Below are 13,123 nucleotides of genomic sequence, written 5' to 3' on the forward strand. Positions count from 1 at the left end.
ACCGCTCCGCTACTCCGGCGCCTTGCCGCTCTGCTTCTTCTCGTCCTGAAGCCGGCGCTTCGCGGCCGTCGCATAGACGTCCACGTACTCCTGGCCGGACAGACGCATGATCTCGTACATCACCTCGTCCGTCACCGAACGGAGGATGAACCGGTCGTTCTCCATGCCCTGGTAGCGGGAGAAGTCCATCGGGGCGCCGATCCGGATGCCGGGGCGGACGCCGAAGTTGGGACGGACCTGGCCGGGCGGCTGGAGCTTCTCGGTGTCGATCATCGCGACCGGGATCACCGGGGCGCCGGTCGCCAGGGCGATCCGGGCCACACCGCCGACCTTGCCCCGGTAGAGCTTGCCGTCGGGCGAGCGGGTGCCCTCGGGGTAGACCCCGAACAGTTCGCCGCGCTCGATCACCGCGATGCCGCTGCGGATCGCCGCCTCGCCCGCGCCGCGCACCCCCGAGCGGTCCACCGGGAGCTGGCCGACACCGCGGAAGAAGGCAGCCGTCAACTTTCCCTTGATTCCCGTTCCGGTGAAGTACTCGGACTTGGCGATGAAGGTGACCCGCCGCTTCATCAGGGCCGGCAGGAAGAAGGAGTCCGAGAACGAGAGGTGGTTGCTGGCCAGGATCGCCGGTCCGGTACTGGGAATGTTGTCCATTCCCTCGACCCACGGACGGAAGAAGATCTTCAGCATCGGCGCGACGATCAACTTCATCAGTCGGTAGAACAACCCAGGCCTCCAGATTAGCGAACCACGCATGCACCTTAGTGCCTCCGCGCACTGTGAGCTGTACGGGTGCGGCGACGGCATGGGACGATGCGGCTGACCCCCTTGCGGAAGCCCCCACCTGTTGCCGAAGGATATGCAGATGCCGCTCTTGCCCGGTGCCGAGCCGTACCGCCACCAAGGCGGCCGCGTCGGCGTACTGGTCTGCCACGGGTTCACCGGTTCCCCGAACTCCATGCGGCCCTGGTCCGAGGCTCTGGCCGAGGCCGGCTACAGCGTCTCCCTGCCGCTGCTGCCGGGCCACGGCACCCACTGGCGCGACCTCAACACGACCCGCTGGCCGGACTGGTACGCCACCGTCGAACGCGAGTTCGACCTGCTGGCCAAGGAGTGCGAGCAGGTCTTCGTCTGCGGCCTGTCCATGGGCAGCGCGCTCTCGCTCCACCTCGCCGCGCAGCGCGGCGCCGCCGTCTCCGGCCTGGTCCTGGTCAACCCGCTGGTGCGGATGCCCGGACAGTCGCACCGGGCGCTGCCGCTGGTCCGGCACCTGGTCCCGAGCCTGCCCGGGATCGCCAACGACGTCGCCAGGCCCGGGGTGGACGAGGGCGGCTACACCCGCACCCCGCTGCACGCCGCGCACTCGATGGCGCAGTTCACCAGGGTCGTCCAGGCCGAGCTGCCGCAGATCACCCAACCGCTGCTGCTCTTCCGGAGCCCGCAGGACCACGTGGTGGAACCGGCCAGCAGTGCCATGCTGCTGGCCCGGATCTCCTCGACCGACGTGGAGGAGCGGCTCTGCGAGCGCAGCTTCCACGTCGCCACGCTCGACTACGACGCCGACTCCATCATCCAGGGCAGCATCGGCTTCATCGGCCGGCTCAGCGCCCCGGTGGAAGGGTGAGCGCGGTGCCGGAGCTCCCGGAGGTTCCCGAGCTCCCCGAGGGCGACCGTCCCGCCGACCGTCCGGCCGACCGGCCCGCCGACCTGCCGGACGGGTCGGCCGCGCACCCGGCCGCGACCGACGACGAGCTGTTCGCCCAGCTGATCGCGGGCTTCGACGACCCGGTCGACGAGCAGTCGCGGACCTGGCCGGAGGCCGAGGACGTGGCCGACCTCGGCGACCTCGCGCCCTCTCCCCGGCCGCGTCCGGCGATCGTCCGGCTGCCGGTGGTCCGGGCCATTCCGCCGGTCGACCCGCGCACCTGGACGCCGGCCGAGGACCCGGACGACGACCACTTCGTCCCCCCGCCGCCGCCCCCGCTGCCGCGCACCGCGGCGCAGACCAGGCTCGCGGTCGCGGCGCTGGTCGGCGGCCTGGTGCTGGTCTCGCTCTACATGTCCGGCCAGCTCCAGGGCATGGGCGGGATCCTCGGCGCGGCCATGTTCCTGGGCGGCGCGGGCACGCTGGTCGCCCGGCTCAAGGTCGACGACGAGGACGAGGACGACGACGACCCGGACAACGGCGCGGTGGTCTAGCGCCGGGCCGGTAGGCCGGCCCAGCCGGCGAGCGGGCCCGGCCGGTCAGCGGGCCCAGCCGGTCAGCGGGCCGGGATCCGCAGGACCGCCACCAGCGGCAGGTGGTCGGTGGCGGCCTGCAGGTCCTTGGCCCGCACTCCCCGCAGCCGGTCCGGGACGCCGCAAGCCAGCACCTCCACCCCGGGGGTGGCGAAGACCGCGTCGATCCGCTGGTAGGGGTTGTCCGGGACGGAGGTGAACTCGGAGCCCCAGGGCGCGGTGGCCCAGCCGTCCTGCAGCCGATCGGTCAGCAGCGCCCAACCCGGGTCGCCCGGGTACTCGTTGAAGTCCCCGCCGACGGCCGAGTAGCGGGCGCCGACCGCGCGCAGGCCGTCCAGGTGGTCGAGCAGCATCCCGCACTGGGCCAGCCGCTCCTCGGCGTTGAGCGAGAGGTGACAGCTGGTCACCGAGAACGGCGCCGCCCCGCCGATCCGGAGCAGGGTGGTCGCGAAGCCGCGCTGGTGCAGTCCGGGCGTGCGCGGCAGCAGCAGGTCGTGGACCGAGACCGGGACCGCGCGCAGCCGTCCCAGCAGCAGCGGACCCGAGGCGCTGGGGCCGCCGGAGAGCACGAAGAGACCAGTGGACCGGGCCAGCCAGGCCGCCTGCTGACGCGGCAGCCAGAACCGCGGCGACTCCTGGATGCAGACCAGGTCCGGATCGACCGCCCGGACCACCCGCACCACCGCGGTGCGGTCGTCGCGCAGCGAACGGATGTTGTAGCTGAGCAGCCGGACGATTTCGGAGCCGTCGGGCTGCGGTCCGGAAGCGGGGAGTTCGGTCGGGTCGTCGGCGGCCATGCACCGATTCTGGCAGTTCCTCCTGCCCGTGTCCGGGAAGACGTCCGGGACGATCAGTGCTGGCGCGCCAGGTCCGCCGCGCCGACGATGCCGGCCGAGGAGCCGAGGGTGGCCAGCACCACGTCTGCGCGCGGCCGGTGCACCCCGCCGATCAGGTACTTCTCGAAGGCCTTGGCGACCGGGTCGAGCAGCAGCGCGCCGGAGTCGGAGACGCCGCCGCCGAGCACGAAGACCGCCGGGTCGAACAGCGAGGCCAGGTCGCCCATGCCGCGCCCGAGCCAGTCGGCGAGCTCGTCGTAGACGTCGAGGGCGAGCGGGTCGCGCTCCTCGGCGGCCTGGGTGATCTGGCTGCCGGTGATGGTCTCGGCCACGCCCTCGTTGAGCTCCAGCAGCCGCTTGCCCAGCACCGGGTCGGCCGCGGCGCGCTCGCGGCCGTAGCGGCGCAGCGCCCGGCCGGAGGCGTACTGCTCCCAGCAGCCCTTGCTGCCGCAGCCGCAGGGAAGGCCGTCGGGGACCATGTTGAGGTGGCCGATCTCGCCCGCGACGCCGAAGCTGCCGCGGTGCATCCGGCCTTCGAGGACGATGCCGCCGCCGATGCCGGTGCCCACCGTGATCATGATCATGTCGTCGTGGGTCGCGGCCGCACCGAAGCGGAACTCGCCCCAGGCGGCGGCGTTGGCGTCGTTCTCGATCACCGTCGGGATGTGGACCAGGTCCTCGATCCGAGCCTTGAGCGGCTCGTTCTCCCAGTCGATGTTGGGTGCCATCAGCACGGTGGACCGACCGCGGTCGATGTAGCCGGGCGCACCGACGCCGACCGCGGTGATCTCGTGCTCGGCGCGGAGCTCCTTGATCGCGTCCGCGATGGCCCCGACGGCCCACTGCGGATCGGCGGGGGTGGGCACACGCGTGCGGGCCAGGATCGTGCCGGCCTCGTCCACGACACCGGCCGCGATCTTGGTTCCCCCGACGTCCACGCCGATGGTCAGTCCCATGTGCCCCTCAGTCTCCGCTGGCTTCTCCGCTGGCTTCCCCGCTGGCCGGCACGGTCCCCGCACGCACGGGCGCCTGTACGAGCCTGTGGGTACATTAGCCGAAGACAGAGGTCTTGAGTTAGCCCAGCGCGCCTTCAGAAGTTTTACGCAATGGGAAGGTTCGGCCGCTTCCGGCCCGCTGTCAGTCGAGATCGATCCGTTCGTTGCCGGAGGGCTTCTCCGAGGCCCAACGGCGCTCGGAGGCGCTGACTGCCGCCCGGTAGGCGGCGAGCAGTTCGCCACCTGCGGCGATCAGGTGGCCGTAGACCTCCGGGTGCTTGCTGCGCAGCGGGGCCGCCAACTGCTGAAGCCCCTGCATCCCGTCGCCGCCCAGCACCGACGAGGCCGAGTCGACCTTGCCGCCGACCGCCGAGGCGAACTTGCGGACCTCCTCCACCAGCGGCGCCAGGCCGGGGCCGAAGAGCTCCTCGACCGGCGACTTCGGCTGCTCCGCACCGGCACCGGCGCCGGCACCGTCAGCGGACTTCGCGCCGTCCTCGGACCGGGCCGCCCGGCGGGCGTCCTCCGCCTGCTGCTCCTGCTGCTTGGCATCCTCCGCCACAGCCTCCGCCCATACGTCCTCGCCGTGGCGGTCGTCGGCAGTCGTCATAGTGCTGCTCCTTCTGCGAGTGCTCCTGGAAAGGGAGGGTGGGACGCTTACTGAACCGCTGGGAGCCGCCGGAGGTTCCGCTGCTCCCCCAACTGTCAGGTACCCCGAAGTCGGCGCGCCATGACGCGTCAGCGCGGCCAGAGCCCGGGATCCGGCGCGAACCGCACCGCCAGCACGCCCTCGCGCAGCGCGGCGCCCGCCACCGTGCAGCGGCGCAGCGCCGAGGGCAGCGTCAGGGTCCGCCGGTAGGGGCCGACGCCGAGCACCAACTCGTCGCCCCGGCGCACCAGGTCGAGGTCCCGGCGGGTGGCGCCGGGCAGCGGGATCCGCCAGACCAGCACCTGTTCCGGGGTCCGCAGCAGGTCCTCGACCGGCCACTCGGCGGGCAGTCCGCCGCCGGGGCCGAGGGCCAGCGCCGGGGCGTGGGCCTCGGCCAGCGCGGCGAGGTCGGCCCAGCCCTGCGGTTCGTGGCCGAGGTGGGCGAGACCGTGCACCGGCACGTCCCACCCGTCGCGGAGGGCGGCGAGTTGCTGCTGCTGCGAGTCGTGCAGCGCGCCCAGGAAGCCCTCGCCCGCCGGGAGCAGCCGGTCGACCAGGACCGACTCGACCGGTCGCCCGTGCAGCGCCAGGCCGGCCCGGGCCGCGCCCAGCGCGGCCACCGCCAGCGGTCCGGCGGGGGCGTCCGCCACCAGCCGGACGGTGGTGCCCGGGGCATCGACCAGGGCGCGGACCTCGGCGAGTTCGGCCTCGGCCCAGGCCCGCGCCTCGAACAGCCAGTCCGCGGGCATCGGCACCCCGGCGAAGGCGGCCAGCACCGGGCGCAGCGCCCGGGCGGCCTGCCGCTGCTCGGGCAGCAGCCGGGCCAGGTAGCGGTCCAGCTGTTCGGGCAGGGCGAGCGCGGCGACCAGCTCGGCGACCGGGGGCGCGTCGATGACGACGGCGTCCCAGCGGGCGTCGTCGGCGTGGGTGCGGAGGGCGTCGAGCAGGGCCAGGTGGGCCGCGCCGGGGAGGGCGCTCAGCTCCTCCCGGTCCAGCGGCTCCACGCCGAGCAGGTCGAACAGCGTCCTGGCACGGCCGAGGACCCGGTCGGCGGCGTCGCGGAAGGCGGTCTGCTCGTCGAGCCGGGCGGCGAAGAGGCCGGGCCGCAGCTCGGCCGGGGCGGTGCCGAGTTCGGCGCCGAGCAGCCGGTCCAGGGTCCGGTGCGGGTCGGCGGCGGCCAGCAGCAGGGTGCGGCGGCCCTCCCCGGCGGCGAGCAGCGCGGTGGCGGCGGCGACGGTGGTGCGTCCACTGCCGCCGTCGCCGCTGACCAGGACGGTGCGCGGGGCGCCGGCGGGAGTGCGGGGCGGAACGGCCGGGGATCCGGTGCCGGTCATCAGGCCTCGGCGCCGGGGGCGGACTTGGCCCCGGACTCGACGCGCTTCTTCAGCCCGGCGAGGGCGCGGTCGATGATGACCTTCTCTGCCTTCCGCTTGATCATGCCGAGCATCGGGATCTTGACGTCCACGGCGAGCTGGTAGGTCACCTCGGTGCCGCCGCGCCCGGCCGGGGCCAGGCTGTAGGAGCCGTCCAGGGCCCGCAGCATCTGGCTCTTCACCAGGGTCCAGCTGACCTTGCGCTCGCCGTCCCAGGTGTAGGCGAGGACGTGCTCGTCCTTGATCGCCCCGGCGTCGAGCAGCAGCCGGACCTGCTCGGCGCGGCCGTCCGGGTGCTCGGCGAGCACCTCGATCTCCTTGACCTCGCCGGTCCACGCCGGGTAGGCCGCGAAGTCCGCGATGACCGCCATGATCTCGGCCGGGGTCGCGTCGATCGTGGTACTCGACCTGGTGTGCTCCGCCATCGGGTGGCCTCCGCGTCTCGTCATGCCTGGCTTGACCCTGGAAGGTTATCGCCTCACCACTCCATGACCCATGGCCGTCCCGTCGACCTGAAGTGCCCCACGTTGACGCACTCGGTCCGGCCGATCCGCATCCGCCGGGCGAGCGGCTGGTGGACATGGCCGAACAGCACGTGACCTGGGCGGTTTCGGTGGATCGCGTCCAGCACCGCCTCGCTCCCGCGCTCGAAGCGGCGGGCCACGGTGTCGTAGGTGAGGTCGGGGACGGCGGGCGGGATGTGGCAGCAGAGGACGTCGACCGCGCCCACCGCCGCGATCTTGGCGGCGTAGGTCTCCTCGTCCACCTCGTAGGGGGTGCGCATGGGCGAGGGCAGCCCGCCGCCGACGAAGCCGAAGGTCCGTCCGCCGAGCTCGATCACCTGGCCGTCGAGCACGGTCACCCCGTCGTGGGCGAACTCGGGCCAGAGCCGGGGGATGTCGACATTGCCGTAGGTGGCGTAGGTCGGGGTCGGGAAGGCGGCGAAGAGCTCCGCGTACTGCCGGCGGACGGCGGCCTCGGTGGCCTGCTCTCGGTCGATCTCCAGACCGGCCCAGAGCGCCCGGGAGAAGTCGCGCGCCTCGTCGAAGCGCCGGGCGTTCCGCAGCGCCACGATCCGGGAGGCGTTCTCGGCGCCGAAGAGGTCGGGGAAGATCCCCCGGGAGTGGTCGGCGTAGTCGAGGAAGAGGATCAGGTCGCCCAGGCAGAGCAGGGCGTCGGCGCCCTCCCCCGACCTGGCGAGCGCCTCGCTGTTGCCGTGTACGTCGCTGACCACATGCACCCTCATGGCGGCCACCCTAGAGCGCCCGGGGTTCTTACCGGCAGGTCACCTCCCTCCTGCCGTACTGTTCGACACGGCGCATGCACGGTCGTCCCCGGGTGGTCCCGGAGCCGGTCCGGGGTCCGGACCACCGGAAACCTGCCGCTCACACGAATGTGACACTTGGAACACAATCGCCTGAGCCCCTACCCGAGCATGCCTACTGGGAAGTAACGTCCTGGCGTCCCGCAGCGTCGCAGACCGAGGAGCAGTCGTGCGCGAGTTCAGCCTTCCGGCCCTTTACGAGGTGCCGAGCGGCGCAGACCTCACCGATTCCATCCACCGCAACGCCGAGCGCCATCCGGACGTCGCCGTGGTGAGCGGGAAGATCGACGGCCGGTGGCAGGACTTCACCGCCACCGAGTTCCTGGCCCAGGTCCGCGCCGCCGCCAAGGGCCTGGTCGCGGCCGGCGTCGAGGCCGGCGACCGGGTCGCGCTGATGTCCCGCACCCGGTACGAGTGGACGCTGCTCGACTTCGCCGTCTGGTGCGCCGGCGGGATCACCGTCCCGGTGTACGAGACCTCCTCCGCCGAGCAGGTCGAGTGGATCCTCGGCGACTCCGGCGCGGTCGCCTGCATCACCGAGCTGCCGCGCCACGACGCCGTGGTCGGCGAGATCCGGGAGCGGCTGCCGGCCCTGCGCGAGCTGTGGCAGATCGAGTCCGGGGCCGTCGCCGAGCTCACCCGGCTCGGCGCCGAGGTCCCGGACGCGGTGATCGAGGAGCGCCGGGCGACGCTGGGCCCGGACACCATCGCCACCATCGTCTACACCTCGGGCACCACCGGCCGCCCCAAGGGCTGTCAGCTGACCCACGCCAACTTCCTGGCCGAGCTGGGGAACGTCACCGCCCGGCTGACCCCGCTGTTCCGCACCGGCGAGTCCTCGGTGCTGCTGTTCCTGCCCGAGGCCCACGTCCTCGGCCGGATCGCCGAGATCGCCGCCGCGATGGCCCCGGTCCGGCTCGGCCACCTGCCCGACATCAAGGACGTCGTCGCCGAACTGGCGACGTTCCGGCCCACGCTGATCCTGGGCGTCCCCCGGGTCTTCGAGAAGGTCTACAACTCGGCCCGGGCCAAGGCGCAGAGCGAGGGCAAGGGCAGGATCTTCGACCGCGCCGCCGACATCGCCATCGCCTACAGCCGGGCCCTGGACCACGGCGGCCCCTCGCTGGCGCTCAAGATCCAGCACAAGTTCTACGACGCCCTGGTCTACGGCAAGCTGCGAGCCGCCCTCGGCGGCCGGGCCACCCACGCGATCTCCGGCGGCGCCCCGCTGGGCGAGCGGCTCGGCCACTTCTTCCGCGGCGTCGGCTTCACCGTGCTGGAGGGCTACGGCCTGACCGAGACCTGTGCGGCCACCGCCTTCAACCCGCACGACGCCCCGCGCATCGGCACCGTCGGCCAGCCGCTGCCGGGCTCCTCGATCCGGATCGCCGAGGACGGCGAGGTGCTGCTCAAGGGCCCGCAGGTGTTCACCGGCTACTGGCAGAACCCGACCGCCACCGCCGAGGCGCTGCACGACGGCTGGTTCGCCACCGGCGACGTCGGCAACCTGGACGCGGACGGCTACCTCACCATCACCGGCCGGAAGAAGGAGATCATCGTCACCGCCGGCGGCAAGAACGTCGCCCCGGCCGTGATCGAGGACCGGATCCGGGCCTACCCGCTGATCGGCGAGTGCATGGTGGTCGGCGACCGCCGCCCGTTCATCGCCTGTCTGATCACCATCGACCCGGACTTCTTCCCGACCTGGAAGAAGCTGAACAACAAGCCGGCCGGGGCCACCGTGGCCGACCTGCTGCAGGACGCCGACCTGCTGGCCGCCGTCCAGTCGGCGATCGACGACGGCAACGCGGCGGTCTCGCACGCCGAGGCGGTGAAGAAGTTCCACATCCTGGACAGCGTCCTGTCCGAGGAGTCCGGCCACCTCACCCCCTCGCTCAAGCTCAAGCGGGCGCTGGTGCTGAAGGACTTCGACGCCGAGATCGAGGCGCTCTACACCAAGCGCTGAGGCCTGCGGAGGGCCGCGCTACAGCAGACCCTCCAGCCGGTGGGCGAGCAGGTCCCAGCGCCAGTTCTGCTCGACCCACTCCCGGCCGCGCGCGCCCAGCCGGGCGCGCAGCTCCGGATCCTGAAGCAGCGTCAGCAGCCGCTCGGTGAGCGCCTGGAGGTCGCGCCCGGGGACGACGTAGCCGGTCTCGCCCTCCAGCACCGCGTCCGGGGCGCCGCCGGAGTCGCCGGCCACCACCGGCAGGCCGGTGGCGCTGGCCTCCAGGTAGACGATGCCCAGGCCCTCGACGTCGAGGCCGCCGCGCCGGGTCCGGCAGGGCATGGCGTAGACGTCGCCGGCCCCGTAGTGCGCCGGGAGCTCCGCCCAGGGCACGGCGCCGGTGAACCGGACCGAGCCGGCCACGCCGGTCCCGGCCGCGAGGCGTTCCAGGTCGGCCCGGTAGGGGCCGTCGCCGACGATCAGCAGCACCGCGTCCGGGATCCGGGCGAGCACCCCGGGCAGGGCGCGGATCAACGTGTCCTGGCCCTTGCGCGGCACCAGCCGGGAGACGCAGACGATCACCGGACGGTCCGTCAGCCCGAGCCGGGCCCGGACCTCGGCCCCGCCGGAGTCCGGGTGGAAGGTCTTCTCGTCCACGCCCGGCGGCACCTGCACCATCCGGGACGCGGCCTTCGGGCCGACCGCCGCGGCGATCCGGGAGCGGGTGTACTCGCCCAGATAGGTGAGGGTGTCGGTGCCCGCGCCGATCCGGTGCAGCAGCTGCCGGGAGCCCGGGAGCTGGGCCCAGGCGGCCTCGTGACCGTGCGTCATGCCGAGCAGCCGCTCCGCCCCGGCCCGGCGCAGCGCGGGCGCCATCAGCCCGAGCGGCGCCGCCGCGCCGAACCAGACCGAGCCGCAGTCCTCCGCCCGCAGGATCTCGACGGCCCGCCTGGTCACCCGGGCCGTGGGCAGCAGCATCGAGCTCCGGTCGCGGACCACCTGGAAGGGCTGCCCGGCGTCGAAGCGGGCGACCTCGCGCCCGTCCCGCCAGGTCGACGCGTAGACCACGATCCGTCCGGCGGGCATCCGCACCGCCATGTTGTGGACGAAGGTCTGAATGCCTCCGGGTCGGGGCGGGAAGTCGTTGGTGACGATCAGCGTGGTGTGCATGGTCCGGCGGCTTGCCCTTCGAGGTCCTCGGAGCGGGGGTGGCTGATCCGTACGATAGGGCAGCACGGCCGCCCCACCGACCGCCGGCCCGAGCGTCGGCCCGACCGTCAGCGAGGAACCATCGCCAGTCAGTCCGCCGTCCGGTCCCTCGTCCGCCGCCCGTGGGCGCCGCCGCTGGCCTGGGCGGTGAGCCGGACCCTGCTGCTGCTCGCGGTGACCGACGTGCTGCCGTTCGGCGGGCTCGCGCTCACCAGCGACGTCAAGGTGATCTACCAGGGCTGGGCCCAGGTGCTGCAGACCGGCACCTTCCCGCTGGACGACATGACCTGGCAGTATCCGCCGCTGGCGGCGCTGGTGATGGTGGCGCCGGGATGGCTGCCCTGCTCGTACTTCACCGGCTTCCTGGTGCTGGTGGTGGTCTGCGACGCGCTGGCCGGGGCGCTGCTGCTGCGGGCCGCGCGGCGCGGCGGCTCGGGCGCCGGGGTGTGGCTCTGGGTGGCCGGGGTGCCGCTGCTCGGGCCGACCGTGTACTGCCGCTTCGACCTGGTGGTGTCGGCGGTGGCGATGGCCGGCCTGCTGGCGGCGGCCCGGCGGCCGGTGCTCGGCGGGGTGCTGGCCGGGCTGGGCGCGATGCTGAAGGTCTGGCCGCTGCTGACGGTGCTGGGCCTGCCCCGGGGGCGGCGGACCCGGGACGCCTGGGCCGCCGTCGCCGGCTCGGCGCTGGCGGTCGGCTTCGTCTGCGCGGTGACCATGAACGGCGCCTTCTCCTTCCTCCGCTTCCAGGCCGACCGAGGGGTGGAGGTGGAGTCGCTGGGCGCGCTGCCGTTCGAGGCGGCGCACCTGTTCGGCTGGCCCGGCACCGCCGCGATGAACTACGGCTCGGTCGAACTCCTCGGCCCCGGCGTGGCGTTGGTCGGCCATGCGATGGTGGCGCTGTCGCTGGGCGGCTTCGGCTGGCTGCTGCTGTGGCGGGCCAGGTCCCGGCGCTGGAGCGCGGCCACGCCGGCCGACGCGGCGCTGGCCGCGCTGCTGCTGTTCGTGGTGACCAGCCGGGTGATCAGCCCGCAGTACCTGGTCTGGCTGATCGGGCTGGCCGCCGTCTGCCTGACCCACCGGCGGACCACCCAGCGGCCGGTGGCCTGGCTGCTGCTGGCGGCGGGCGCGATGACCTTCCTGGAGTTCCCGCTGCTGTTCGGCCAGGTGATGAACTTCGGCCTGTTCGGCAGCCTGGCGCTGGTGCTGCGCAACCTGCTGCTGGCGGCGGCGGCGCTGCTCTCCTGCCGTCGGCTGTGGCGCGGCAGCGTCGCGGCGGAGCCGGCGGTCAGCGCAGGGCCGCGAGCAGATCGGCTCGCCACAGCGCGGTGAAGTCGGCCAGCCCGGTGCCGATGGAGCGGCGCAGCCCGGTGTCGACGGCCGCCTGCTGCCCGCCGCTGCCGCCGGTGGCGGCGACCGCCCGGTAGAACGCCACCAGTCCGGGCTCGCCGTGCCGCAGCACGATGCTCCGGCAGGCGCACCAGGCCTGCTGGTAGTGGGCGGCCAGGTCGGGGGCGGTGCCGTCGAAGGCGTCGTCGGCGGGCAGGGCCTCCGGGACCCGGCCGGCGGCGAGGTCGGCGGCCAGCTCGGGGCAGATCTGCCGGGGGCTGCGGCCGGTGCCGAGGTAGCCGGTCCAGTTGGCGGCGCCCTCGGCGAGCCAGCGCGGGGTCCAGGTGTCGGTGATGGCCCGGGTCGCCACATGGGTGGTCTCGTGGGTGGTCACCACCCGTAGGCCGAGGTCGTTCAGGGTGGCCCAGACCGGCGGGTTGAGGGTGATCCGCTCGGTCCGCCCGGCCTCGGCCGCGCCGTACTCGCCGCTGGTGACGGCGGCGACGGCGGTGAAGTCGGCCGGGTCGACCCCGAGCAGGCTGCCGAACCCGGCGGCGGTGTCGGGCACCAGCAGCACGGTGCGCTGCCCCCAGCCGTCGCCCCAGACCGCGCTGACGTCGGTGACCGCCCGGTCCGCCAGCGCCGCGAGCGACCGCAGCCCGGCGGCTCCGCCCAGCCCGAGCACCAGGCTGTGGCGGCCGTGGACGGCGGTGACCGGGCCGAGGTCCCAGAGCTCGACGTCGCCGCCGGGGTGGTCGTCGTCCGAGCCGAGGTACCAGTCGCCCGAGCTGTCGCTGCTCGGCTGGGTGAAGGTCGGATACCAGGTGGCGGTGACCGGTTCGCTGTCGAATCCGGCCAGCCGGTAGTCCAGCCGCACCCGGGCCGCCTGTCGGGCGCCGGAGCCGAGGGCGGGCGGCAGCGGATAGGCGTCCAGCGCCAGCAGCCGGTACTGCCAGGACGCCAGCGGGACCTGGGCGAGGTTGCCCAGCCACTGCTGCTGGGCGGTGCGCAGCCCGGCCGACCCGGGGAGCACGGTCGCCGCCAGCGCGGCCGGGTCCCGTCGCAGCACGGCCGCGGCGCGCCGGTCCAGCGCCGCCTGGATCCCGGCGGCAGCGGTCGCGCGGCTGCCGCCGGAGTGCCGGAGCAGCGCCCCGCCGGCCACCACGCCCGCCGCCGCGACGCCGCCGGCCAGCAGCAGCCCGCGCCGCGAGGGCGCGCCGGGTATCGGCAT

Annotated in this window: 13 protein-coding genes; 4 read left to right on the top strand and 9 right to left on the bottom strand. The window is 73.7% G+C overall.

Annotated elements, in window-relative coordinates; all coding sequences use genetic code 11:
- Positions 1–9: 9 nt before the first annotated feature.
- On the bottom strand, positions 10–711 hold the full coding sequence (locus tag BS75_RS09265; RefSeq protein ID WP_034092704.1) for a lysophospholipid acyltransferase family protein: 702 nt from the start codon (positions 709–711) through the stop codon (positions 10–12).
- 154 nt (positions 712–865) lie between these two features.
- On the opposite strand from BS75_RS09265, the gene BS75_RS09270 reads away from it, so the two are divergent.
- Complete coding sequence (locus BS75_RS09270) at positions 866–1,624, top strand: alpha/beta hydrolase (protein WP_034087872.1); 759 nt, start codon at positions 866–868, stop codon at positions 1,622–1,624.
- Positions 1,625–1,629: 5 nt separating this feature from the next.
- Complete coding sequence (locus tag BS75_RS44070; RefSeq protein WP_231607727.1) at positions 1,630–2,199, top strand: hypothetical protein; 570 nt, start codon at positions 1,630–1,632, stop codon at positions 2,197–2,199.
- Positions 2,200–2,261: 62 nt separating this feature from the next.
- Here the strand turns inward: BS75_RS44070 and BS75_RS09280 are convergent, their stop codons facing one another.
- The 6 genes from BS75_RS09280 to BS75_RS09305 form a co-directional block, all read right to left on the bottom strand.
- A complete protein-coding gene (locus BS75_RS09280; protein ID WP_034087873.1) occupies positions 2,262–3,035 on the bottom strand; it encodes an endonuclease/exonuclease/phosphatase family protein in 774 nt (257 codons plus the stop codon).
- Between the two features lie 53 nt (positions 3,036–3,088).
- The gene (locus BS75_RS09285) at positions 3,089–4,030 is read right to left on the bottom strand and encodes an ROK family glucokinase (RefSeq protein WP_034087874.1); all 942 of its coding nucleotides are present in this window, start codon (positions 4,028–4,030) and stop codon (positions 3,089–3,091) included.
- A 181-nt stretch (positions 4,031–4,211) separates the two neighbouring features.
- The gene (locus BS75_RS09290) at positions 4,212–4,679 is read right to left on the bottom strand and encodes a DUF5304 family protein (protein WP_052069297.1); all 468 of its coding nucleotides are present in this window, start codon (positions 4,677–4,679) and stop codon (positions 4,212–4,214) included.
- 128 nt (positions 4,680–4,807) lie between these two features.
- Positions 4,808–6,052: an ArsA family ATPase gene (locus BS75_RS09295; RefSeq protein WP_042439300.1), complete on the bottom strand. Its 1,245-nt coding sequence runs from the start codon at positions 6,050–6,052 to the stop codon at positions 4,808–4,810.
- A complete protein-coding gene (locus BS75_RS09300; RefSeq protein ID WP_034087875.1) occupies positions 6,052–6,516 on the bottom strand; it encodes an SRPBCC family protein in 465 nt (154 codons plus the stop codon). Before BS75_RS09300 ends, BS75_RS09295 begins: the two co-directional genes overlap by 1 nt.
- 53 nt (positions 6,517–6,569) lie before the next feature.
- A complete protein-coding gene (locus BS75_RS09305) occupies positions 6,570–7,337 on the bottom strand; it encodes a metallophosphoesterase family protein (protein ID WP_034092708.1) in 768 nt (255 codons plus the stop codon).
- Between the two features lie 247 nt (positions 7,338–7,584).
- Here BS75_RS09305 and BS75_RS09310 point away from each other — a divergent pair, with 247 nt between their 5' ends.
- Positions 7,585–9,381: an AMP-dependent synthetase/ligase gene (locus BS75_RS09310; RefSeq protein WP_034087876.1), complete on the top strand. Its 1,797-nt coding sequence runs from the start codon at positions 7,585–7,587 to the stop codon at positions 9,379–9,381.
- Positions 9,382–9,399: 18 nt separating this feature from the next.
- On the opposite strand, the gene BS75_RS09315 is transcribed toward BS75_RS09310, so the two are convergent.
- Positions 9,400–10,530 carry a glycosyltransferase family 4 protein gene (locus BS75_RS09315; protein ID WP_034087877.1) on the bottom strand — a complete coding sequence of 377 codons (1,131 nt, stop codon included), beginning with the start codon at positions 10,528–10,530 and terminating at the stop codon, positions 9,400–9,402.
- 186 nt (positions 10,531–10,716) lie between these two features.
- Here BS75_RS09315 and BS75_RS09320 point away from each other — a divergent pair, with 186 nt between their 5' ends.
- The gene (locus tag BS75_RS09320; RefSeq protein ID WP_152646056.1) at positions 10,717–11,895 is read left to right on the top strand and encodes a glycosyltransferase family 87 protein; all 1,179 of its coding nucleotides are present in this window, start codon (positions 10,717–10,719) and stop codon (positions 11,893–11,895) included.
- On the opposite strand, the gene BS75_RS09325 is transcribed toward BS75_RS09320, so the two are convergent.
- On the bottom strand, positions 11,852–13,123 hold the full coding sequence (locus BS75_RS09325; RefSeq protein WP_052069298.1) for a hypothetical protein: 1,272 nt from the start codon (positions 13,121–13,123) through the stop codon (positions 11,852–11,854). The two genes, BS75_RS09320 and BS75_RS09325, sit on opposite strands and share 44 nt — an antisense overlap.

It is taken from the genome of Streptacidiphilus albus JL83 (assembly GCF_000744705.1).
Lineage (GTDB): Bacteria > Actinomycetota > Actinomycetes > Streptomycetales > Streptomycetaceae > Streptacidiphilus > Streptacidiphilus albus.

Coding starts and splice junctions, on each gene's coding strand:
- BS75_RS09265 (WP_034092704.1), bottom strand. CDS start 711: ATGAAGTTGATCGTCGCGCCGATGCTGAAGATCTTCTTCCGTCCGTGG.
- BS75_RS09270 (WP_034087872.1), top strand. CDS start 866: ATGCCGCTCTTGCCCGGTGCCGAGCCGTACCGCCACCAAGGCGGCCGC.
- BS75_RS09280 (WP_034087873.1), bottom strand. CDS start 3,035: ATGGCCGCCGACGACCCGACCGAACTCCCCGCTTCCGGACCGCAGCCC.
- BS75_RS09285 (WP_034087874.1), bottom strand. CDS start 4,030: ATGGGACTGACCATCGGCGTGGACGTCGGGGGAACCAAGATCGCGGCC.
- BS75_RS09290 (WP_052069297.1), bottom strand. CDS start 4,679: ATGACGACTGCCGACGACCGCCACGGCGAGGACGTATGGGCGGAGGCT.
- BS75_RS09295 (WP_042439300.1), bottom strand. CDS start 6,052: ATGACCGGCACCGGATCCCCGGCCGTTCCGCCCCGCACTCCCGCCGGC.
- BS75_RS09300 (WP_034087875.1), bottom strand. CDS start 6,516: ATGGCGGAGCACACCAGGTCGAGTACCACGATCGACGCGACCCCGGCC.
- BS75_RS09305 (WP_034092708.1), bottom strand. CDS start 7,337: ATGAGGGTGCATGTGGTCAGCGACGTACACGGCAACAGCGAGGCGCTC.
- BS75_RS09315 (WP_034087877.1), bottom strand. CDS start 10,530: ATGCACACCACGCTGATCGTCACCAACGACTTCCCGCCCCGACCCGGA.
- BS75_RS09325 (WP_052069298.1), bottom strand. CDS start 13,123: ATGCCGATACCCGGCGCGCCCTCGCGGCGCGGGCTGCTGCTGGCCGGC.